Source organism: Microbulbifer sp. ABF4_148 (genome assembly GCF_056158985.1).
On the sequence record NZ_JBSWUI010000001.1, the window covers coordinates 2819435 to 2840693 of the forward strand.

Here is a 21259-nt window from a genome sequence, read left to right on the forward strand (position 1 = left end):
CACACTGCCAACATTCGTTTGTGCACCGGGCAGGTACTCCTGCATTATCGGGTGCCAAACATCCTCCCCCCAAGCCGTCACCTGATACGTGTAGGTACCGTTTGCCGTTTCCGTAAACGAGCGCGACCTGCTCGTCCCCGTGTTGTAAGTCGCTGATCTTTCCCCGCTCACACTGATCGTATAATGATCAGTGTTGGCAACCGACGTCCAGCTTATGGAATGGCTACCCGTAGAACTGGTCGTACTTGCCGTCACACCGGCAAACGCGTTGTGAGTAAAAAGAAAACAGAACAGCAAAACCAGAAGGCGGCTATTGGAGAAGGTCATTGGGAAGTCCAACGGATATTATTTTCGCGCATTATTCATTATTCGTGATTTCGCGAAAAGAATATTTTTGCGACATTGCTCACATTCGCAATGCGACAAAATTACACACAGGCACAACTGGGCCTTAAAGCGATAATAAAGCAATAAAAATTCGCCTTTTAGACACATATGGGATTAATGACAGGCGGCGATTGCTCAAGGGCCTAGTGCGGTGCACACCCAATTTGCTAGGACCCAACTGACAGAGCGTAAAATAGAGTCCAAGAGCTTTATCGCGAAAGAGCCCGGAAGCAACGCACTACGATATCTTGGCTGCGACTCTTTTAGACTCTTTCATTTTATATTGCACATCTTCTTTATTTGCGGTCCGCACAAAGTCTACGGATCGCAAAACAACGATGTCGTGTTGCAACTGCAAAAGCAGCGTGTAGAGAAGGTGATCCTGGCTGGTATGTCTGCCAATTTGTGTGTGGAATCCCACTTACGTGACTTGATTGAGTGTGGCTTCGAAGTTTGTGTGGTGGCCGATGCTACGGCGGCGGCAAAGGTACCGGGACTTGACGGTATGGCTGCAGCACTGATCAATTACCGAATGATCGCCAGCGATATCTTGACAAGCAAGCAGGCTGCGGCGCAAATGAAAGCGGGTTGATTTCACCCTGGCTATTGCCAACTAGAAAAGCCCGGTATTATTCCGGGCTTTCTGATTTGACCTGCGGTAATCCCACATCAATTCCTATTGTGCCGCACTGCAAGATCATCGCTTGTAGATCGGCATTGGTCACCACTACGCTGCCAGGCTCTGCCAATACCGAAGCGTCACAATGACCTGAGATAGTTCTCTGACCGTCTCACGCCGCAGCCTTCCAGCTCACCACCGTACCCGCTTTCTGGAAGGTCACAGACTCCGCTGGCTGGAACTTTCCAGACACCTCCCCCGCCGCATCGACATCTTCAGCCAGGTCAAACATCTGCACCGGCGCGCCTTCGGATAAATCCAGCTTGTCCATATCAATCCACACCACATTCGGCAGACGCGCAAACTCGAAGTAGTAACGTTTGTTGGTCAGGTCACTGACCGACTGCCATTGCGTTGGGGAAACATTGGGCTGCACCGGGTCCACGTACCCGAGCGGAGTTGCCATGTTGCGCATCACACTCAATACACCGGCGACCGCCTCACGATAGGAAGATGGCTGTTCGGGCAAGGTGGTCAGGTAGTAGGCTCCACGGGCAAACCGGTCTTCCGCTTCCGCACTACCCGGTAACGTCTTCTTACCACCAAGGCCCTGGTACTGTTTCAGCAAGACCAACTGTTCGTCATAGATGGGAGAATTTGTCATCACGCGGTACTGTGAGCCGTGGTGAATCACCGGTTGCCCATGCAAGATCTCAATGACGGCAGAATCTCCAGATGCATCTGACACACACATATGCATGGGGGAAGCGACCTTGTCACCACGATGGACAATTTCCACCGGGCGGATTTGCATGGAGCGGGTCGCTTCGACGACTTCGGCAACCGTCGCGAAACAGTCAAGGTAGTACTGCACCCACTCGGAAATCGAAAGGCCCGGCAGGCTCTCCTCACGATTACCGTACTCCGCTTCGGCAAGATAGAGCAGACGTACAGAGAGCCCTGCCTCATTTAAACCATCTGCAGTGGCGCAATCCCAGATGACTGCACCCACGCTTCCGTACCTGGAGGTCCACTGTAACGGATTTGAGTCAGTCAAACCTTCACGCTCTGCCCCGCGCGGAAATACATACAGTTTGGTGCCCATCTGCTCGGTCCAATCCATATTGCGACCAACGATGACTGGCTGACCTTGTTGTGTCCATAAAATTGTTGAGCACATCTGACCACTCCCAAATAACCTAATCCGACGTCTGTTAAGCACCCGTCCGCGCATCGCGGATAAATAACGGCCCAGCATAAGGCTATTGTCGCGCAGCTGGATCACCAACTCAGCAAGGGAAACAGCACGGAAGCTTTGGAGTACTGAAGACGAGGAGATGTAATACCTGGAAGTTGTGTGTAGGCCGCGCAGATGTGCCCGCTAGCGACCGCCTTTATCACCTATTTCACTGTCGACCGAACGCGTCAACAATGTAGCTGGCACCTGCAGATCCCAGTAAATGGCCGCGCTACGCAGGCAAAATATCAGAAGCATCGAAAGACCGCCGACAATGACTGCAGAGCCGGGGAACAGCGCCATCAGGATGACATACGCTACGCAACCCGCGGTAACCGGTATCGCATACAACTCTCTGCGCATCAGCAAAGTTTCATTCCCGGCGAGCACATCACGCAGCATGCCACCACCGATCGCGGTAATAATACCCAAAAGCACTGGCCCGAGCGGTAGTGCAAACTCCTGTGCCATGGTTTTGTGCGCGGCCTGAATAGCAAAAAGGGCAACCCCCGCGGCATCGAGGTACAACATCGCGCGGTACACTTGCCAACCGGTCATGCGCTTGTTGGCGATAAAGGCCAGAGAGCTGGCCGCCAGTGCGACCCAGATGTAGTTCAGGTCTTGCGACCAGAACACCGGGACACCCAGTATCAGGTCTCGTACCGTGCCGCCACCAATGGCGGTAATAACGCCCATGACCAACGCACCGAACAAGTCGATACGTTTTGGCGCCACGGCGGCAACTGCGGTCGCTGCAAACGCAATCGTGCCTGCCATGCCCAGCGCGTATTGCAGCTCGGATACTGTCATCGTCGCCCGCTATTCTCACTAGTTATCATCCTTGATGCCCACAGAGTTTAGATCGCACACGGTTGTGGCAAGAACCATCGGTCATCGAATTGGCCTAAACAAACCCTACTTTGCACGCAGATCAGACTGCTCACCTCAATTGACTCCTATCCGGAGGACAACAAGCTTCTTGCGCCTGCCACGTCGCAAAATTCGTCTAGGCTAAGAGAAAGCCGCCCTTTTCGGGAAAGGCGATTTTCACGGGACGGGTATATGGCGGGTAAGCACGCTTCGATCCTATTTCTTGCGGCTTGTATCGCTGGGGTCGGCGCCGGACTGGGACTCATCTATTACTTTGACCTCGATGAGCAACTTCTCGAGGTACTGCAGTGGCTTGAGAGTCAGGGCTGGCAGGCGAGCCTTCTGTTTATCCTGATAATGGCCGCAGCCATTATCTGCCTCGCACCCGGGGTTATCTTCACCATGGGTGCCGGCTTTGTATTTGGCGTTGTGAAAGGCACGCTGCTGGTGGTTGCCGGTACCGTGCTCGGGGCGACGATTGCCTTCCTGATTGCGCGCTACCTGTTCGGTCCCGGGCCATCCAAGTGGGTCATGTCCAAGGTCAAGCCGGACAATATCGGCGAAGTCATTCGCGATGAAGGCTGGCGAATGATCATGTATACCCGCCTGGTCCCCCTCTTCCCCTTCAAAATATCCAATTACTTCTTTGGCCTGACCCCGGTACGGCTGAAGGACTTTGTTCTGGGGAACTTCCTCGGAATTATTCCGCTAACCGTACACAACGTGTATGTGGGCTCAATCGCCTCGGACCTGGCCAGTATTGGCAGTGGCGAGAGCCAGCGGACTCCTGTGGAGTGGGCCCTGTACGGGCTCGGCTTCGTGCTTGCGATTATCGCGCTCATTGGTTTGACCCGTATGGCGCGGCGTGCGCTCGCGGGCAAAATCGATACGGAGGAACAATAATGCCCTGGATGAAATGGCTGCCCTGGAGGTATGTGGTACGCAAATTTGCGACCGCGCACGGCTTTCTTGATCCGCTGAGCGTCATGGCGCGCATGCAGCGTTTTGCGGAACCCTCTGAAGTCGCCGAGCCCATTGAATTACTCCGGGCCGGGGTTGTGTTCCATGCACGTGCGCTGATTAACAGTAAAGTCATCCAGCACAATCTCGACTGGGTGTGGCCTTACTGGGTCGAGCGTCAGTTCGATCCCGCAGACAGCTCATTTATACCGCGCGCATTCTCCATCACGCACTGCAACCTCAGTCATCGCAACTGGACCGCCGTCGGGCTGCCGGACTGCGAGGAAATGCCGGTCGTTGATCCGCGCGGACTGATCACCCCGCACTATGATGGCTGGTCTGTTGACGCCTGGGTGGTCAGTTCTGATGGGCAAATGCTGATCCCCGCAAAAGTGGAAGACTGCACACAGTCATTGTCACTGGAAGACAACGTCATCGTGGTCACCGACTGTCGAAACGACGGTATGACCATGGAGCAGCACACGCTGGTAGAACGCGATGACGATGACAGCCACTGTGTCGTCCGGATAAAAGCGCAATCCGACAAGGGAGGCTGGCTGGTATTCAGCCTGAGACCTTATAACCCGGAGGGTGTGAGCTTTGTTCACAAGGTCAACCTCACCCCGCAACGAACCAGCTGGAATGTCGAAGACAAATTCGCCGTTGAGTTTGATCGACCCGCGGACCGTCATATGGCGTCTGACTACCGGCATGGTGATATTTATCTCCATCTCGACGATGCGCAGGAGAAAACGCTCGGAGAGTGCGACGTGGGTATGGCCACCGCCGCTGCCATGTTCAAACTCGAACCCGGTGAAGCAGCGGACCTCGAGGTACGCATTCCCCTGCAGGCCGGCCGTCATGCCAGCCAGCTCCCACCGACCTGGAGTGGCAATTTGTCCGGCCACTGTGCGATGCAGGTCCCCGATGAAAAGATGCAGTTTCTCTACGATGCTGCAGTTCGGACACTGATCCTGCATTCACCCACCGATGTCTATCCCGGGCCCTACACCTACAAGCGTTTCTGGTTTCGAGATGCGGCCTTCATGATCCAGTCGCTGCTGCATGCCGGACTTGTTGATCGCGCCGAGCGCGCGCTGGATCAGTTTGCCCCGCGACAAAAGCGCGATGGCTTTTTCCACTCACAAGATGGTGAGTGGGACTCCAATGGTGAGGCACTGTGGATCTATGACCTCTACTGCCAACTCACCAACCGACGGCTGAAAAACAGCTGGCGTGAACCCGTGCTGAAAGGCGCCCGCTGGATTGACGCCAAGCGGCGCCCAAAAGACGGATCACCTTGCGGCGGCTTGCTCCCCGCGGGCTTCAGTGCCGAACACCTGGGGCCCAATGACTGCTACTACTGGGACGACTTCTGGGGCGTTGGCGGACAGCGTGCGGCAGCCATGATCTGCCGCAGGGAGGGTCTCGATGAAGACGCGTCTACATTCGATCGCCATGCCGATGACTTTGAAGAAACCATCAATGGCAGCCTGCAGCGCTGCGAAGAGCGTCTCGGGCGCCCGGCCATGCCGGCCTCTCCCAACCGCAGACTAGATGCGGGGGCTATCGGTTCCATTTGTGCCGGCTACCCCCTGCAGCTCTACGCGGAGGACGATGCGCGCCTGCTCGACCTGTGTGAATTCCTGATGGGCCAATGTTTCGTCAAGGGTGGATTTTTCCAGGACATGATTCATTCGGGCATCAATGCGTACCTGACCCTGCATATTGCTCAGGTACTGCTGCGAGCGGGCGACATACGCTGTCTGGAACTTATGCAAAATGTCGCAGATCTGGCCTCTCCGACGGGCCAATGGCCAGAGGCGATTCACCCGCATTCCCTGGGCGGCTGCATGGGCGACGGACAACACGCCTGGGCCGCCGCTGAATGGGTGGCGATGCAACGCAACTGTTTTGTGCGCGAGGAAGGCGATACGCTCGTGCTGGCATCAGGGCTTCCCCCCGCGTGGCTCTCCGACCCTCAAGGGGCACCGATTTTGTTTGGTCCCGCACTGACAAAATTTGGGCGTGTTTCACTGGAAATTCTGCCGGGCGATAAGCCCACCGTGCGGTGGGATGCCCAGTGGTACGGCAGCATGCCAAAAATTGCCGTCCGGGCACTGGGCTTCCAGCCGGTAACCGCACGCAGTGGCGCAACGGAAGTGGAGTTGGCGGCCTCGTGAAGATCCTGATGCTAACCAATACCTACCTGCCTCACGTTGGCGGCGTCGCGCGGTCTGTGTCTGCCTTTGCAGAGGAGTACCGCTCGCGTGGTCATCAGGTGAAGGTGGTAGCGCCCACCTTCGCAGGCCTGCCAGCTCATGAAGAAGATGTCATCCGGGTGCATGCCCTGCAGAATTTCAATGGCAGCGACTTTTCCGTGGCTCTGCCCTTCTCCGTCGAGCTGCATGAACGGGTGGAGGAATTTGCTCCGGATATCGTGCACTCGCATCATCCGTTCCTGCTTGGCATGACAGCACTGCGAATCGCCCGCGAGCATCAACTGCCGCTGGTGTTTACCCATCACACCCTTTACGAGCGCTACACCCACTATGTGCCTGCAGACTCGCTGGCACTGAAGCGTTTTGTCATCGAGCTGGCGACTCGCTATGCCAATCTCGCCAGTCTGGTATTCGCACCCAGCGAGAGCGTCGCCGGAATCCTGCGGGACCGCGGCGTGCATACACCGATCGTCGAGATCCCGACCGGCGTACCGCACTCTATGTATATTCCCGGCAATGGCCGCGCGCTCCGCAGCCGCCTGGGCATTCCGAACAATGCCTTTGTGGTGGGACACCTTGGCAGGCTCGCGCCCGAAAAAAACCTCGCCTACCTGAGTCAGTGCGTGGGCAGGTTTATGCAGGCGAATCCAAATACCCACTTCGTGGTGGTGGGTTCGGGCCCGAGCAAGCGAGATATCGCCCAACAGTTCGACCAGCAGGGACTGTCTGAACGTCTGCATTTTACCGGGACATTGGTTGGCAGTGATCAGCGCGACGCCTATGCATCGATGAACGTATTCGCGTTTGCCTCGACCAGCGAGACTCAGGGCATGGTGCTGACCGAAGCAATGGCGTCCAGCGTGCCGGTTGTCGCGCTGGACGCGAACGGCACGCGAGAGGTGGTCGAGAGCGGGTCAAATGGCATTCTGCTAGCGGAGTCCGGTTCCCCGGACCTTGTTGCAGCGCTCCAGTGCATCCACGACATGCCCGATGACCAGTACACAAAAGTCTGCCAGGCGGCATTGAGTACCGCCCGTCAATTCTCCATGGGCCGCTGCGCTGATCGCGCGTTGGGCGCTTACGCCCCATTGGTAAAACGCCGCTGGCAACTGGATGACTCCATGTACTCCCAATGGCTGCGATTGCGCAATTTGATCGGAGCCCAATGGGAAATCATTGAAGGCGTCACCGGCGCCGCCGGCGCCGCACTCGGACCGGGGCCGCGGCACTGACGCGGCGCCTCTAACCAGCGGGATTGAAACTGTCAAATGCTTACCCGTATAGAATCCAGGCTGCGGCGACTGCGGAAGAAATTCAGCCGCAGCGGTCTCATGGCAAAACTGCTGAAGCTACCCACCAGCACTTGCCATCCAAGCGATCACGGCTTGATCTTGATTCAGGTCGATGGCCTCGCCCATCCGCAATTGCAACGTGCGATGTCACGGCGTCGCATGCCATTCCTTCGCCACCTGATACGCCGGGAACACTACCACCTGGAACACCTGTTTCCCGGAGTGCCCTCCACGACCCCTGCGGTGCAGGCAGAGCTGTTTTATGGCGTAAGGGCCGTTGTGCCTGCATTCGGTTTCATGATGCGCGATACCCAGCAACTCGTGCGCATGTACGACCCCGAAGCCGCGCATAAAGTCGAAGAAAAGCTGGATGAGAAAGTCAAAGACCCGCTCCTGAAAGGAGGCAGCTGTTACCTCAGCCTGTTTACTGCCGGCGCAGCCAAAGGCGAAGCGCACTTCTGCCCGGGATCACTGGGCTGGGGACCCGCGTTACGCGAGGCAAGCCCCTGGACGGTATTTCTCATGCTCATCAGTAATCTCTGGGGGCTCATCCGTACCGGCAGCCTGCTGGTGGTGGAAACCGTACTCGCCGTCATCGATTCCATTCGCGGCGTACTCGGTGGCGAGAATCTGATGCGCGAACTGATGTTCGTTCCAACACGGGTCGCCGTGACCATCCTGATGCGCGAGCTGTGCACCTTTGGTGTCAAAATTGATATCGCCAGGGGGCTTCCGGTCATTTACGTGAACTTGCTGGGCTATGACGAGCAGTCCCACCGACGTGGACCCAACTCCGCCTTTGCGCACTGGACGCTGAAAGGCATCGACGATGCCATTGCGCGGATATGGCGCGCGGCCCACCGCTCGGATAAACGCCACTATGACGTTTGGATTTTTTCCGACCACGGGCAAGAACACACCCAGGGTTACGAGGATCGCTACGGCCGCCCGTTGAGCGATGCGCTCAGCGAAATCCTGCAGTCATTGCCGCCCAACCCCACCAACTACCGTTATACGGGAAACCGCAGCGTGCAACTGGAGCGTGCGCGAATGTTCGGCAGCGAGTGGATCGAAAAGATGATCCCGGAAGACGAACAGGATGAGGAGCACAAAGACTCCCCGCTGGCACTGGCGGCGCTCGGGCCCATCGCCATGCTGTACAACGTGAAAGTCAACGGATATCCCCGTCAGGAGATTGCGCGGCGTATTGTCGAGCAAGCGCATGTGCCATTGGTGCTGTACAAGACGGACGATGATCCAGACTCTCCGGTTGAGGGCTGGTGGCGACATGGAGAGGTTGAATTGCCCCGTGACTGGAAAAAAATCCTCGGGGAGGACCATCCGTTTCCGCAAGAGACGGCGATTGACCTGGCCCGGCTGTGTCACCACGCGGACGCGGGTGACTTCATAATGTGCGGCTGGTGTGCGGGCGAGCGGCCCATGACGTTCGCGGTCGAAAATGGCAGCCACGGGGGTGCCGGCCCAAACGAAACCCATGGCTTCGTACTGGTGCCGGCAGACATCCGCACACCGGAACAGGGCTACTGGCGCGCAGAAGACCTGCGCAGTGCCGCCAAACAGTTCCTGAGTGAGACCGAGCCCGCACGATCAATCGTTCGCACACACGACACCCGCACGCTGCGCGTTATGACCTATAACGTGCACAGCTGCCAGGGTCTGGATGGAAAGTATTCGCCGCGACGCATTGCACGGGTTATTGCCCGCTATGAACCGGACGTCGTCGCCTTACAGGAGCTCGATGTCACCAGAAGCCGCAGCGGCGGCGTCGATCAGGTACAGGAAATCGCAAAATCCCTGGCGATGGATTTTCACTTCCACCCGGCCATTCACCTCGAGGAAGAACTCTACGGCGATGCCGTTCTCTCCCGGCTGCCCATGCGTTTGGTTAAAAAAGACACATTACCCGGGCCGCCCGGCAACAACCCCAATCGCCTGTTACCGGGGTTCGATGAGCCGCGCGGTGCTCTTTGGGTCGAAATCGAACTGGATGACGAGAAAATTCAGCTGGTAAATACGCATCTTGGACTCAGCAAGGCAGAACGCCTTGCACAGATCGAAGCCCTGCTCGGCCCGGAGTGGTTGGCGCATCCCGACTGTCAGGGTCCCAAGATTCTGGTGGGCGACTTCAATGCCCTGCCCAATTCGGCTGAGCACAAACGCCTGAACCAGGCGTTGCACGATGCACAGCTGCACGCACCCCGTCACAAACCGCTTAGTACCTTCCCAAGTCGGGTATCGGCGGTGCGAATTGACTATATATTCACCGAACGCCACTTGCGCACTCGTAATATCGTGGTCCCACGCAACGAATTGACGCGACTGGCGTCTGATCATTTGCCCCTGATCGCCGATATCGAGCTCCCCCGAAAAAAGGGAACGACACCACGACTTGATGGTCTAAGTCACCGGCTATATGATCTGCCCATCATTCTGACATCAGGAGTCACACATGCAGCCGCAAGTCTATACCCAAACGGGTGCCCTGGATCGCGCCGAGTCCGCCAAGGTCCTGCGTAATACCTATGCCCTATTGGCTATGACCGTTCTTTTCAGTGCCTTTACCGCCGGCGTCGCCATGGCAGTCGACATGGGTCGCGGAGCAGGTCTGCTCTGCTCGATCGGTGCCATCGCACTGCTCTGGTTCGTGCTGCCACGCACCGCTAACTCTGGTAAAGGCGTCGCCGTAGTTTTCGCCTTCACTGGCTTGCTGGGCGCCTCTCTCGGCCCACTGCTCAAGCACTACCTGGGTCTTGCCGGCGGCGGCCAGATCGTAATGCAGGCGCTGGGTACCACCGCGCTGATCTTCTTCGCGCTGTCTGCCTACGTTTTGACCACTCGTAAAGACTTCAGCTTTATGGGCGGCTTCCTGTTCGTCGGTCTGATTGCGGTGCTCGTCTGTGCACTGGCCCTGATCGTTGCGGGCTTCTTCGGCATCCATATGCCGCTGATGAGCGTTGCCCTGAGTGGCGTTATCGCCCTGCTGTTCTCAGGTTTTATCCTGTACGACACCAGCCGTATCGTAAACGGTGGCGAGACGAACTACCTGTTCGCAACTGCGTCACTGTATCTGAACATCTTGAACCTGTTCACCGCCCTGCTGCACATCATCGGCTTTGCGTCCGACGATTAATCTGCAGCTTTGCTAACCTGCCTGTATCCGGGTCTCCCCGGCGGGCAGGCAGGAGTGCTTCACGGCATTTCCTGCAAGGCAAAAACCCCGCCCCGTGCGGGGTTTTTTAATCCAGTATCCTGCGGACAATTGCTGTCCAACGGCAAGGAAAGCTCTGCTTCCATGAAATTTTGTCTGGTCGTCAATTCCGCGCCCCACACCTCACAAGCCGCTGGCAGCGCGCTGCGGTTCGCGCGTGCGGCCCTCGCTACGGGCCACACCGTGCACCGGGTGTTTTTTTACTGTGATGGCGTGCATAACGGCAGCAGCCTCGCTGCGCCGCCCCAGGATGAGGCCGATTTGCTCGGCCAGTGGCAAGCTCTGCAGCTGCAGCACAACCTGGATTTAGTGGTATGTATCGCCGCTGCCCAGCGTCGCGGACTTCTCAGTGAATCGGAAGCGGCAAGACTGGAACGGCCCGCGGCTAACCTCGCTCAGGGCTTTACACTGGCTGGTCTCGGGCAGCTTGCAGAAGCCATGACCCAGGCCGATCGCCTGATCACATTTGGGAGTTAACCATGGCCAAGCGCTTTCTCTGTCTGTGCCGTGCTGCCCCCTACGGTAGTGCCCGGGCCCGCGAAGGGTTGGAGGCGGTATTGGCCGCTGCAGCCATGGACCAGCTGACGGACATTCTGTTTTGTGGTGACGGGGTGTTTCAACTGCTTCCCCAGCAGTTCCCGGAAGGTATTGAGCAAAAAAGTTTGCAGCGAAACCTGCAGGCGCTGCCGATTTTCGGGGTTGAGCAAGCGTACGTCTGTGCCGAGAGTCTGGCGCAGCGAGGACTGACCACTGATGACCTGATTAGCGATGGACCCGACCTGCGCATCATTGAGGAAAGCGGTAAATTGATTGCCGACTACGACACGGTACTGAGTTTCTGATGACCCTGCATATTGTCAATAAATCACCCTTTTCATGTACCGCGTTGAGCAATTGTCTGCAGGCGTTTGAGCCCGGTGACGCCCTGTTGTTGATCGAGGATGGCGTCTTCGCCCTCAGCGGACGAATGAGTGACGAACCTGCGGTAGCGCCAGTTTACTGCCTGGAGGCCGATGCAAAGGCACGCGGGCTTACCCTGCCCCCTGCCGTTATCGGTATTGACGATGCGCGCTGGGTGTCGTTGTGTACCGAACACAATCCCATCGTGAGCTGGTTCGAATAATGTCAGTACTCGAAGTTGACGGCCGACAGGTCGAACTGGATAAAGAAGGATTTCTCAGAAACCTGGAAGACTGGGAGCCGGCGATCGCCGAACAACTGGCAGCGGCAGAAGGCATTGCGCTCAGTGAGGCACACTGGGAAATCCTTCATCTGCTGCGTCAGTTTTACCAGGAGTTTGAGCTGTCCCCTGCCATGCGGCCACTGGTGAAGTACGTCACCCTGCACCTGGGTCCGGAGAAAGGTCGCAGTATCCACCTGATGAAGCTGTTTCCCCCAAGCCCGGCAAAAATTGGCAGCAAGATTGCCGGGCTACCCAAACCCACCAACTGTCTTTGAATACCGCGCCTCAATGTCCGAGGTGCGTGATGAGACGTCGTCGACCGCTATGATGGCGATGCTCCCACAAGTAGATCCCCTGCCAAGTACCCAGTAGCAATCTGCCTCGCTGTACCGGGATCGACAGGCTACTTGCCGTGAGTGCCGCCTTGATGTGTGCCGGCATATCATCCGGCCCTTCGAGGGTGTGGGTGTAAAGTGGATCGTTTTCCGGCACGAGTCGATTGATCCAGTTCTCCAGATCAACACGGGCAGAGGGATCTGCATTTTCCTGTATCAGTAAACTCGCAGAGGTATGCTGGATAAACACCGTGCACAACCCCTCTTCAACCGGTTGATTAGCCACCCAGCCTGCCACTATGTTCGTGCATTCATGCAAGCCCTGCCCGTTAACGGAAATCTCTAGCTCCCCGATTGGCATTTCCACTCCCGATGTATTTTCAGTCCTGCGAAGCATACCGCATTCATTGCGCTCCGCCCTAAACCGCCCCGCGTCGCTTAGTCCTCCGTTACGCGCCACAGCCAGCCGATCAGCATCCCCAGGACAGAGGCAATGACGACCACAATCATTGCGGCCTCGATCCTGAATAAAGCGAGTTCAGTCGTTGGCGCGGTGATCAGCAACGTGGCGAGCGTAAACAGTGGCCCGGTGACCAACACCCCACGCGGTAAATGCCGGATGCCGACGAGAATCGCTAGAAACCCCACACCTAACATGACCTGCTGAGGCAATCCGGCATACTCCAGCGCAATGGCCAATAAGGCGCCCAGCCCAACCCCAATGCCAAAATTCAGAATAGAGTTACGAAACTTGTCGACCGGTGCCATGGCGCGGAACACAAACAGAAAAGACAGCCAGTAGGCATTCTGGTGGCTGATTTTGTGGGACAACAATAGGGTTACGGCGAGCCCCGCCATGAGGAACACCCACAATCCCACCGCGTGCTTCTTTTTCAGTGGGTCCCGAGTGCCAGCTCCGGTAGCCCCCTCAAACCGTACAACAAACACTCCAATAAATGCGGTGAGCGCGAAAATTCCCAGCAGCCCAAAACTGCGCGCCTCATCCGGCACCAGTAGATACAGTAACAGCCCATTGATGGCGGGGATCCCCGCACGGCTGCCGGTAGCATGGGCGTCATAAGCCGCGAGGGTAATCAGCACAGCCACCGCCATATAGGCAGAGGCCGGGCCGGGGAATACTGTGCATAGCGCCACACTGGCAAACGTTGCCAGCAGCGTCAGCAATGTTGTTTTGGGGAATGACAACAGCGCACACAACACGCCGGTCGAGTATCCGGCAAGTACGACCATGCCCGCATGCGGGGCAACCTGCTGGGCCACCAGTAGCAGGACAGCGGCGACAGCGCAGATAACCAGTGTGATGCGCCAGGGAATCACTCGTCGTGCAGAATTACTCGACATGGCCTCACGGGCTTGGAATCAGTTCACTATCCGCAAGTATATGTAGTGATTCCCTTCCGGAAAGCCGGTCTCTCTACAGGCCGTGAACCTTTACGCAGACTGGATAGTATCCAGCCAGCGTTTCTCGAGATGGCTCCAATCCTGCTTTGACGGGTCAATCACTTCCACACGACTTTCAAGGGCATCATCGACGTCCAGCACCGTCAATACGGCACCCGCCTTGTTGAAGCCAAACACGCCCTGGGCCGTGATGAAGATACCCTTGACGCGTTCCGCCTCCATGCCGGAAATCATGGAAAACAAGGCGTCATAGTCAAATTCAAATTCCGGAGCAAAGCGCCAACCGCAACTGTGAAAGCCCTCCCCGGTATTTTCGAGCCGCGTATAACCGGATTCCGGCAGGGGTGCCTCATCCACCACTGCCGCTGCTGAAGGCGCATCGTGACCATGAGCGCATGACGTCTTGAACCCGCTGGGCGCCTGCAGCCACTCACCTTCAATCTGTCCCTGAGCGACCGTATACACGGGCTTTTCGGTGCCGCCGCCCAGAAACGCGATAAAGCGCTCCAGGCTCTGCAATTCGTCCGCGATATACAAATCCGATTTGTTCGCGACCACCACATCGGCCACTTCCAACTGCTGCTGAAAGGTTTCGTTGCGCAAGTAGCGATCGTCCTCAATACAGCGTGCGTCGACCAGTGTCAGCGTGGCGCGTAACTCCAGTACGCCCGCGCGGACATTCTCCGACAGTGCCTCCAAAACCTCTCGCGGATGCCCTAGCCCCGTCGGCTCTATCAACAATCGATGTGGCCGTGCACGGCTCAAAAGCTGATTCAACGCCACGCGCATGGGCAAACCCGCCGCACAGCACATACAGCCGCCGGGTACTTCACGAATAAACACCTGGGCATTGCGCTCGGCATCCAGCAGTTCACCATCAACGCCAACTTCACCGAACTCATTGACGAGCACCGCCCAGCGTTCGTCCGCTGGTCGATTACGCAGTAAGTGACGGATGGCTGTGGTCTTGCCAACACCAAGGAAACCGGTAATGACATTGACCGGTACGCCCCGAATACTCTGTTTGTTCGTCACTGTTACCTCTGTCGGGATCGATCCAATCCAAAATTTAAGTCAAAGTTTGCGCGCTCTGGCGATGGTCGTTGCCCTCTCGCCCTCACGGCAACGCATGCGGCAAACCACCCTATAACACTTCGCCATTGCAACCTAATGTGATGGGGTCCCAAGCACCGGCTTCGCCTGCGCCGCCACCAGTAAGAGTCTGCGGTTGCTCCAATGCGCAGCGACCAGTAACAGTCCGCCAAACACACTCGCCAGAAACTCCCAGGTCCCCTCGAATAACAGCGCACACAGTAAAAGCACGACACCCGCCATCCCAGCCAGCAACACACCTTGGTGTCGATGCACGCTGCGCGCGGCCGGAAAGCTGATCAATGCAAACCAGATGGCCGGCAGAAGCAGCGCGCCATGTATCCACTTCTCCGTGGGCCCAATGCCCGCTATACCTACGGCAGCCATCGCTGGCCATACTGATGCCAGTAAACAATGCGCCAGGCAGATGCCTGAGGCGACAATTCCCGCACTATCTCTCACGTAATCCTCAAGCTTGACGCTTTGCCGTTCCCGCTCCGAACAGGCCGACAACTGGCTCCTGACAATAATTGTTACGTTATAACATCTTTTTGCACCAGTAAGAATCCGCGCCAACAAAAGACGGCGGCAGAAAACCTCTCGGGACCCGGGTCCCGCGGGGCGATCCACTACAGTTGGATGAGGCAAGCCGCAGAAGGCCCCCGCCCTAACCCATTCACAACAATCAGGAGAGGCGTATGGACAGGAAGGGAGAACCCCAGTTGTACAAACTCCGTACGCTCCTTTGTTTGTTAATACTGATGCCGCTCCAGCTGGCTTCAGACGCCGCTGCAGTAGACAAGGATCTCTCGATGGAAAAGAAGCGATCGCAGCAGGCTATCGGCATGTGGGCGGGTGATGCGTCCATTGACGAAAGCCTATTTACCGACGGCTACATCAACCACCAGGCCCCGCTCGCCACAGGCGGCACGGGAGATGTCAGCTTGCAAACCTGGGCCGAAATCGTTGAGACGGTACATAAGGCCTTTCCTGACCTCCGGGTGGAGATCATTGGCCAGATTGCGGAAGGCGACCGTGTTGCCACGCACTGGCGCTTTTCAGGCACCAATACCGGAACCTATCTCGGCCGCGAGGCGTCAGGCAAAGCTGTAAGCTGGACCGGCGTACAAATCGATCGGCATGCCGACGGTAAGATCGCAGAGAGCTGGGTGGTATGGGATTTCTACTCGCTCCGCAGCGAGCTGGGTCTCACAGCACACTAGACCCCAGCCAGATGGCGACCGATCAGCAGCGACAGATCAGCCCTCCTGCGGGGCGCATGTACCATATGGTTGGGAGCTGGGATCCACCCGTATTTCGGAATGGCGGTTGTGCTGTACCCGCTGGTGTTGCGGCAGTCAGATTGCAGAACATTCGATAGCCGCGGATCTTTCCCTATCCAGCCTTCAGAGGGCTATAATCCGCGCCCCAGATTTGCCAGATCCACAAGTACCCATGGCCCTATACCGCGTTAAACCCGAGGAATACGAGCAGCAGCTGCAAGACAAGGCTGATCGCCTTGCGCAGGCCTTCCGCCCTTACACGGGCCTCTCTCCCGAGCTGTTCCCTTCCCCACCCAGCCATTACCGTCTGCGTGCGGAGTTCAAGGTATGGCAGGAGAAGGGACGCGCAGACTACGCCATGTACAAGCAGGGCGAATACAAAAAGCCCTTCATTATCGACGAGTTCACCGTGGGCTCCGAGCTGATCAACCAGCTGATGCCGCAGGTCCTGGAAGCCGTCAACCAGAGTGAAATTTTAAGAAAGCGCCTGTTCTCAGCGGAATTCCTGACCACCCTGAGTGGCGATGCGCTGGTCACCCTGATTTACCACAAGCCTCTGGGTGAAGAGTGGGAGCAGGAAGCCCGCGCACTGCAGGACAAACTCGGCTTCCCGGTGCTGGGACGCTCGCGCAAGCAAAAACTGGTACTCGAGCGCGATTACGTTGTAGAGCAGCTGCCGATTGGTGGCCGCACCTACTGGTACAAGCAGGTCGAGGGGAGCTTCACCCAACCCAACGGCGAAATCTGTCGCTCGATGATCGGCTGGGCCAAAGACGCCTGCGCGAATGCCGAAGGTGACTTGCTCGAACTCTATTGCGGTAACGGTAACTTCACCATTCCGTTGAGCGAACATTTTGACAAGGTGCTGGCTACCGAGATTTCCAAAGTATCCGTGGCAGCGGCGCAGGAAAACATTGCCAAAAATGGCATCGACAATCTGAAGATCGCACGACTTTCCAGTGAGGAGTTCACTCAGGCCATTGACGGCGTACGCCCGTTCCGACGCCTAAAGGATATTGACCTGGTGACCTACAACTTCAGTACGGTTCTGGTGGACCCACCGCGTGCGGGGCTCGACGCAGATACCTGCAAGATGGTCGCGCGTTTTCCGCGCATTCTGTACATTTCCTGTAACCCGGAAACCCAACTGGAGAATCTGGCGGAGCTCAGCAAAACCCATCGGGTGGAGCGCTTTGCCCTGTTCGACCAGTTCCCCTATACCGATCACACCGAGTCCGGCCTGCTACTGGTCAAGAAGTGATATTCACTATTCGGTGACGCTGTGTCTTCGGGCAGGCGCTCAGAATGAGCGCCCGAGGATTCGGCGTGCGGCGTCGAGGGCGAAATCCCGATATTCAGACTCCAGTGCCGCCATCTCTTTTTCATACTGGAACTGTTCTTTACGGGACAGTTTCTTCCAGTCCCCCAGAATCGGGATGTGGGCCGTATGCTCGGCGATTTTGTAAAAGGTCACGAATTCCTCGCGCACCGACTCATCGACCTGCAACGCGTCCAGTAATACGCGAATGCGGATCGAAGCCTCAGTCATCCCGACGCCATCATCGAGCAACGTCTGGGCGATGATCTGGATACTGTCATTGACCCGGCGACGCTGATCCGCAGCCGCTTTCTCCAGATCTGCCAACTGCTCCGCCTGCCGCCGTTGCGCGAGCTGTAACTTGCGCACGTAATAGCCTGCGATCACCGCCAGAACAAAAATAATCAAGCCTGCAACGACCAGCATCCAGCTTGGAATTGACGTCATACCACCTTCCATACGTTATCGGGAAATCGCGCTGTCAATCGCTGGCAGAACCGCCAGGCCGACACTCGCGGAAACAATCGAAAGCACCGTGCTGAGCGCAACGATATTCGCCGCCAGCTGGCTGTTGCCGCCCAGGGCGCGCGCCATAATAAACGAAACCGTCGCCGTTGGCGCTGCTCCCAACAAAAACAGAACCCCCAGTTCCTGGCCACCCAGCCCAGCAATCAGGCCGCCGCCAACCATGAGCAACGGTACCAGAAGCAACTTGAACAAGCTGGACCCGACGGCCGCTATCGACGTGCGGGAAATTTCTGACAGGTCCAGGCTTGCGCCAATACACAGAAGCGCCAATGGCAGGGTAATACCGGCAATGTAGGCGCCGGTTTGCAGCAGCATTGCCGGTATTGGCAGAGACACCTGGCGCGCCAGCAGCGCTAACACGATGGCGATAATCAACGGATTACTAATGATCTGCCACGCCAGCTTTCGCCAGCGGACGCCACCCTGCTCAGCGTAAGCCGCGAACAGCGACACCGCAGCAATATTGTAGATGGTGGTAATGACAGCCATTGCCAGCGCCGCTTGCGCCAATCCGCTCTCCCCATAGGCACTGGCAGCCCATGCGAGACCGATAATGCCGATGTTGCCGCGATAACTGCCCTGGATAAATACGGATCGGTCTGCGCGCGGGACCGCCCGCGCGACGAACCAGGCCAGGGGCAGGCTCACTAACGTCGCCGCAGCGCCCGCCAGCAAGAGCGGCATCTCTTCCGCCAACGCCGCTTCGGCACCGTAGATGTTGATAAACAGGAGAACCGGTAGCGCCACCTGATAGACAAGCCGAGACGCTTCATCGACAAAGGCGTCGCTGAGTAATCCCAGCTTGGACAAAGCCAGGCCGACCAATAGCGTCAGGAAAATCGGCCCTGTGACAGACAGGGCAAAGGCAAGGGTTTCCATTCTGGCTTAAGCGCCTTCGGGTTCCGGCAAACTCGCCTGCTCGTGGGACAGTTCTGCGTCTTCCTTCAGCCCGGCGTCCAGTTGCTTGCGCGTCTTGGCGCCCAGCTTGCGCAGGCTGTCGATTCGATTCACGGCATTGCCGCGACCGCTGGCAAGGCGCTTGCGCGTTTGCTGGTAAGCCTCGTCGGTCTGGCGAATTCGGGTACCCAGCTCATCCAGTGATTCCAACACCAGGGCAAACTGATCGTGGAGCTTGCCGGCCTCTGCGGCGATTTTCTCGGCGTTGCGATTTTGCTTTTCGTAACGCCAGATATTTTCCACGGTGCGGAGTGTCGCCATCAAACTGGTCGGGCTGACCAAAACAATATGGCGGTCATAGGCGTAGCGGAACAGTCCCGGGTCCGCCTGCAACGCCAGCATGTACGCCGGCTCGACCGGCACGAAAATAAAGACAAAGTCGAGGGTACGTACGCCCTCAAGTTGTTCGTAAGCTTTCTTGTTCAGGCCGTTGATGTGCGCGCGGAGGGAATTCACATGGGCTTTCAGGTGTTGCTCACGTTCCTCCTCGGTTTCCGCGGCGACAAAGCGTTCATAGTCGAGCAGGGAAACCTTGGCATCGATGATCAGGTCTTTGTTTTCCGGCAGTCGAACGATCACATCCGGCTGGCGACGCTGGCCCTCGGTGGTAATCGTCACCTGGGTTTCATACTCGCGGCCTTTCTGCAGGCCCGACTCTTCCAGCAGACGCTCGAGAATCACTTCGCCCCAGTTACCCTGCGCTTTGCTCTCACCTTTCAGCGCAGAGGTCAGGTTAATGGCTTCCTCGCTGATCCGCTGGGTCTGCTCCCGCAGTGCCTTGATTTGCCCCAGCAAACTGTTGCGCTCGGCGTTCTCACGATCGTAGACGTGCTCTACCCGCTTGCGGAAATCCCCTAGCTGTCGCTCGAGCGGGTCCAGGCTCTTGCGCAGGCTATCTTCGCTACGTCGCACGAACGCCTGCTGCTTCTCCTCGAAGATACGATTGGCCAGGTTCTCGAACTGCTCCGCCATGGCCTTGCGGGTCTGCTCCAGTTGCTGACGCTGTTCCGCCAGGGCCGCCTCGGTCTTTTCCACCAGGACCTGGCTGCGGGCCAACCGCTGCGCCTTGTCCTGGTTTTCTGCTCTCAACGCCTCGAGCTGCTGGGCAGAAGCAAGCTCCCGCGCGCGCCCATCTTCTAGTCGCGCCTGTAAAGCCCCCAGTTCGGCACCGGATTCAGCCCCCCGCTGTTCGGCATCCCGGAGACGACGCTGGAGTGGCGCCCTCGCGAGCAGGATCGACACAACGATCAATACCAGGGCAAGTAACCCGGCCAGCGCCAATTGTTCAGCGGTCAGGGTCAGGGGGAAGGCAATCATCGGGAGTCTCACTATCAAATCTTGTGGGCAACCCGGCCGGACGACGCAATGCGTTCAAAATACGCTCAAGAGGACGCGGTCACATAAGGCGGAGTTTGTTATCCTTTGCCCAAAGCCACTCTGAGTGATGTCCTTGGGAAACGCTGATTCTACCAAGGGGCAGCTGTCTGCCCCAAGTGCCCTGATCTTTGACTCCGGTGTCGGTGCCATCAGCATCGCGCGGGAGATCCGCACCCTGCTCCCGGGACTCACCCTGCATTTTGGGGTCGATAACGCCTATTACCCCTACGGTAACAAACCAGAGACTCTGCTGGGCCCGCGGATTATTACCTGCGCAGAGCAAATGATGGCTGCCTGCAGAGCCGATATCCTCGTGGTTGGCTGTAATACGGCCAGCACCCTCGCACTCCCCGGACTTCGTGCGGCACTTGACCAGCCGGTGGTGGGCGTCGTACCTGCTGTAAAGCCGGCGGCAAGCTCTAGCCGTAGCGGCTCCATTGCCCTGGTCGCTACCGAGGGTACTGTCAATCGCGCCTATACCCGTGAGTTGATCCAAAGCTTTGCCGGTGAACACGAAGTGATCAATGTACCGGCTCCGGAACTGGTCCACCTGGCGGAGGCCAAACTGCGCGGCGAGCGCATCAGCCAGCAGCAGCTAGCGCCGGTGCTGGAAAGAATATTCGACGGCGATGGCGGCGGGCGCATTGATACGGCCGTGCTCGCCTGCACACATTTTCCCTTGCTGCGCGAAGAGCTGACACGCTGGGCCCCGCGCCCAATCCACTGGCTGGACTCAGGTAACGCTATTGCGCGCCGGGTTGCCTGGTGGCTGGAAGAGCTGGGCGCCGCCCTACCCGACGCGCCAGATCGCGGCCTGCTCATGACCTCTGGCCCCGATACCGACGACGCAAACGCAAAAGCATTTGCCGAATTCCAGCCGGAGAAGAGTATGATTGTGGCCTTTGACGCGCCATCCAGCTGACCGTCCAGCGCGCTCGCGGTGCGTTC

The 21259-nt window shown here is 57.5% G+C and carries 22 protein-coding genes; 13 read left to right on the forward strand and 9 right to left on the reverse strand.

Going from position 1 to position 21259, the window contains the following annotated elements:
* The first annotated feature begins 538 nt into the window (after positions 1-538).
* Positions 539-979 (forward strand): isochorismatase family protein, encoded by a 441-nt coding sequence (locus tag ACXAD0_RS12355; protein ID WP_475088751.1) that lies wholly within the window; start codon positions 539-541, stop codon positions 977-979.
* 199 nt (positions 980-1178) lie between these two features.
* On the opposite strand, the gene ACXAD0_RS12360 is transcribed toward ACXAD0_RS12355, so the two are convergent.
* Positions 1179-2186 (reverse strand): linear amide C-N hydrolase, encoded by a 1008-nt coding sequence (locus ACXAD0_RS12360; RefSeq protein ID WP_475088752.1) that lies wholly within the window; start codon positions 2184-2186, stop codon positions 1179-1181.
* A 201-nt stretch (positions 2187-2387) separates the two neighbouring features.
* A complete protein-coding gene (locus ACXAD0_RS12365) occupies positions 2388-3053 on the reverse strand; it encodes a trimeric intracellular cation channel family protein (RefSeq protein ID WP_475088753.1) in 666 nt (221 codons plus the stop codon).
* A 252-nt stretch (positions 3054-3305) separates the two neighbouring features.
* Here ACXAD0_RS12365 and ACXAD0_RS12370 point away from each other — a divergent pair, with 252 nt between their 5' ends.
* The 9 genes from ACXAD0_RS12370 (at position 3306) to ACXAD0_RS12410 (ending at position 12274) form a co-directional block, all read left to right on the forward strand.
* Positions 3306-4016, forward strand: coding sequence for a TVP38/TMEM64 family protein (locus ACXAD0_RS12370; protein WP_475088754.1), 711 nt, complete (start codon positions 3306-3308; stop codon positions 4014-4016).
* Positions 4016-6256: a glucosidase family protein gene (locus ACXAD0_RS12375; RefSeq protein ID WP_475088755.1), complete on the forward strand. Its 2241-nt coding sequence runs from the start codon at positions 4016-4018 to the stop codon at positions 6254-6256. The genes ACXAD0_RS12370 and ACXAD0_RS12375 overlap by 1 nt, the downstream gene beginning before the upstream one ends.
* An 8-nt stretch (positions 6257-6264) precedes the next feature.
* Positions 6265-7527 (forward strand): glycosyltransferase, encoded by a 1263-nt coding sequence (locus tag ACXAD0_RS12380; RefSeq protein ID WP_475088756.1) that lies wholly within the window; start codon positions 6265-6267, stop codon positions 7525-7527.
* A 99-nt stretch (positions 7528-7626) separates the two neighbouring features.
* Entirely contained in the window at positions 7627-10125 is a 2499-nt protein-coding gene (locus tag ACXAD0_RS12385) for an endonuclease/exonuclease/phosphatase family protein (protein ID WP_475088757.1), read from the forward strand.
* The gene (locus ACXAD0_RS12390) at positions 10058-10738 is read left to right on the forward strand and encodes a Bax inhibitor-1/YccA family protein (RefSeq protein WP_475088758.1); all 681 of its coding nucleotides are present in this window, start codon (positions 10058-10060) and stop codon (positions 10736-10738) included. The genes ACXAD0_RS12385 and ACXAD0_RS12390 overlap by 68 nt, the downstream gene beginning before the upstream one ends.
* 162 nt (positions 10739-10900) lie before the next feature.
* A complete protein-coding gene (tusD, locus tag ACXAD0_RS12395; protein WP_475088759.1) occupies positions 10901-11293 on the forward strand; it encodes a sulfurtransferase complex subunit TusD in 393 nt (130 codons plus the stop codon).
* Positions 11294-11295: 2 nt separating this feature from the next.
* Positions 11296-11658, forward strand: a complete 363-nt coding sequence (gene tusC / locus ACXAD0_RS12400; protein WP_475088760.1) for a sulfurtransferase complex subunit TusC — start codon at positions 11296-11298, stop codon at positions 11656-11658.
* Positions 11658-11939, forward strand: coding sequence for a sulfurtransferase complex subunit TusB (gene tusB / locus ACXAD0_RS12405; RefSeq protein WP_475088761.1), 282 nt, complete (start codon positions 11658-11660; stop codon positions 11937-11939). Before tusC ends, tusB begins: the two co-directional genes overlap by 1 nt.
* Positions 11939-12274 (forward strand): TusE/DsrC/DsvC family sulfur relay protein, encoded by a 336-nt coding sequence (locus tag ACXAD0_RS12410; protein ID WP_475088762.1) that lies wholly within the window; start codon positions 11939-11941, stop codon positions 12272-12274. The genes tusB and ACXAD0_RS12410 overlap by 1 nt, the downstream gene beginning before the upstream one ends.
* A gap of 10 nt (positions 12275-12284) precedes the next feature.
* On the opposite strand, the gene ACXAD0_RS12415 is transcribed toward ACXAD0_RS12410, so the two are convergent.
* From ACXAD0_RS12415 to ACXAD0_RS12430, 4 genes are all read right to left on the reverse strand, one after another.
* Positions 12285-12695, reverse strand: a complete 411-nt coding sequence (locus tag ACXAD0_RS12415) for a secondary thiamine-phosphate synthase enzyme YjbQ (protein WP_475088763.1) — start codon at positions 12693-12695, stop codon at positions 12285-12287.
* Between the two features lie 77 nt (positions 12696-12772).
* Positions 12773-13696 carry a hypothetical protein gene (locus ACXAD0_RS12420; protein WP_475088765.1) on the reverse strand — a complete coding sequence of 308 codons (924 nt, stop codon included), beginning with the start codon at positions 13694-13696 and terminating at the stop codon, positions 12773-12775.
* Positions 13697-13786: 90 nt separating this feature from the next.
* Positions 13787-14791: a CobW family GTP-binding protein gene (locus tag ACXAD0_RS12425; protein ID WP_475088766.1), complete on the reverse strand. Its 1005-nt coding sequence runs from the start codon at positions 14789-14791 to the stop codon at positions 13787-13789.
* Between the two features lie 132 nt (positions 14792-14923).
* A complete protein-coding gene (locus tag ACXAD0_RS12430) occupies positions 14924-15478 on the reverse strand; it encodes a MerC domain-containing protein (protein ID WP_475088767.1) in 555 nt (184 codons plus the stop codon).
* Positions 15479-15546: 68 nt separating this feature from the next.
* Here ACXAD0_RS12430 and ACXAD0_RS12435 point away from each other — a divergent pair, with 68 nt between their 5' ends.
* Both ACXAD0_RS12435 and trmA read left to right on the forward strand, forming a co-directional pair.
* Complete coding sequence (locus ACXAD0_RS12435) at positions 15547-16071, forward strand: ester cyclase (protein WP_475088768.1); 525 nt, start codon at positions 15547-15549, stop codon at positions 16069-16071.
* 232 nt (positions 16072-16303) lie between these two features.
* On the forward strand, positions 16304-17392 hold the full coding sequence (gene trmA / locus ACXAD0_RS12440) for a tRNA (uridine(54)-C5)-methyltransferase TrmA (RefSeq protein ID WP_475088770.1): 1089 nt from the start codon (positions 16304-16306) through the stop codon (positions 17390-17392).
* Positions 17393-17431: 39 nt separating this feature from the next.
* Here trmA and ACXAD0_RS12445 read toward each other — a convergent pair whose 3' ends face one another.
* From ACXAD0_RS12445 to ACXAD0_RS12455, 3 genes are read right to left on the reverse strand one after another with little or no spacing between them, the layout of a single operon-like run.
* Positions 17432-17896, reverse strand: coding sequence for a DUF2489 domain-containing protein (locus ACXAD0_RS12445; protein WP_475088771.1), 465 nt, complete (start codon positions 17894-17896; stop codon positions 17432-17434).
* Positions 17897-17911: 15 nt separating this feature from the next.
* On the reverse strand, positions 17912-18856 hold the full coding sequence (locus ACXAD0_RS12450; protein WP_475088772.1) for an AEC family transporter: 945 nt from the start codon (positions 18854-18856) through the stop codon (positions 17912-17914).
* Between the two features lie 6 nt (positions 18857-18862).
* The gene (locus ACXAD0_RS12455) at positions 18863-20251 is read right to left on the reverse strand and encodes a DNA recombination protein RmuC (RefSeq protein WP_475088774.1); all 1389 of its coding nucleotides are present in this window, start codon (positions 20249-20251) and stop codon (positions 18863-18865) included.
* Positions 20252-20384: 133 nt separating this feature from the next.
* Here ACXAD0_RS12455 and murI point away from each other — a divergent pair, with 133 nt between their 5' ends.
* On the forward strand, positions 20385-21233 hold the full coding sequence (gene murI, locus ACXAD0_RS12460; RefSeq protein ID WP_475088775.1) for a glutamate racemase: 849 nt from the start codon (positions 20385-20387) through the stop codon (positions 21231-21233).
* The last annotated feature ends 26 nt before the right edge of the window (positions 21234-21259 follow it).

Excerpts from the sequence above, each read along its gene's own strand:
- ACXAD0_RS12420 (WP_475088765.1), bottom strand. The coding sequence starts at position 13,696 with ATGTCGAGTAATTCTGCACGACGAGTGATTCCCTGGCGCATCACACTG.
- ACXAD0_RS12375 (WP_475088755.1), top strand. The coding sequence starts at position 4,016 with ATGCCCTGGATGAAATGGCTGCCCTGGAGGTATGTGGTACGCAAATTT.
- tusC (WP_475088760.1), top strand. The coding sequence starts at position 11,296 with ATGGCCAAGCGCTTTCTCTGTCTGTGCCGTGCTGCCCCCTACGGTAGT.
- ACXAD0_RS12365 (WP_475088753.1), bottom strand. The coding sequence starts at position 3,053 with ATGACAGTATCCGAGCTGCAATACGCGCTGGGCATGGCAGGCACGATT.
- ACXAD0_RS12370 (WP_475088754.1), top strand. The coding sequence starts at position 3,306 with ATGGCGGGTAAGCACGCTTCGATCCTATTTCTTGCGGCTTGTATCGCT.
- ACXAD0_RS12450 (WP_475088772.1), bottom strand. The coding sequence starts at position 18,856 with ATGGAAACCCTTGCCTTTGCCCTGTCTGTCACAGGGCCGATTTTCCTG.
- tusD (WP_475088759.1), top strand. The coding sequence starts at position 10,901 with ATGAAATTTTGTCTGGTCGTCAATTCCGCGCCCCACACCTCACAAGCC.
- tusB (WP_475088761.1), top strand. The coding sequence starts at position 11,658 with ATGACCCTGCATATTGTCAATAAATCACCCTTTTCATGTACCGCGTTG.
- ACXAD0_RS12385 (WP_475088757.1), top strand. The coding sequence starts at position 7,627 with ATGGCAAAACTGCTGAAGCTACCCACCAGCACTTGCCATCCAAGCGAT.
- ACXAD0_RS12415 (WP_475088763.1), bottom strand. The coding sequence starts at position 12,695 with ATGCCAATCGGGGAGCTAGAGATTTCCGTTAACGGGCAGGGCTTGCAT.
- trmA (WP_475088770.1), top strand. The coding sequence starts at position 16,304 with ATGGCCCTATACCGCGTTAAACCCGAGGAATACGAGCAGCAGCTGCAA.
- ACXAD0_RS12455 (WP_475088774.1), bottom strand. The coding sequence starts at position 20,251 with ATGATTGCCTTCCCCCTGACCCTGACCGCTGAACAATTGGCGCTGGCC.
- ACXAD0_RS12435 (WP_475088768.1), top strand. The coding sequence starts at position 15,547 with ATGGACAGGAAGGGAGAACCCCAGTTGTACAAACTCCGTACGCTCCTT.
- ACXAD0_RS12410 (WP_475088762.1), top strand. The coding sequence starts at position 11,939 with ATGTCAGTACTCGAAGTTGACGGCCGACAGGTCGAACTGGATAAAGAA.
- ACXAD0_RS12445 (WP_475088771.1), bottom strand. The coding sequence starts at position 17,896 with ATGACGTCAATTCCAAGCTGGATGCTGGTCGTTGCAGGCTTGATTATT.
- ACXAD0_RS12380 (WP_475088756.1), top strand. The coding sequence starts at position 6,265 with ATGCTAACCAATACCTACCTGCCTCACGTTGGCGGCGTCGCGCGGTCT.
- ACXAD0_RS12360 (WP_475088752.1), bottom strand. The coding sequence starts at position 2,186 with ATGTGCTCAACAATTTTATGGACACAACAAGGTCAGCCAGTCATCGTT.
- ACXAD0_RS12390 (WP_475088758.1), top strand. The coding sequence starts at position 10,058 with ATGCAGCCGCAAGTCTATACCCAAACGGGTGCCCTGGATCGCGCCGAG.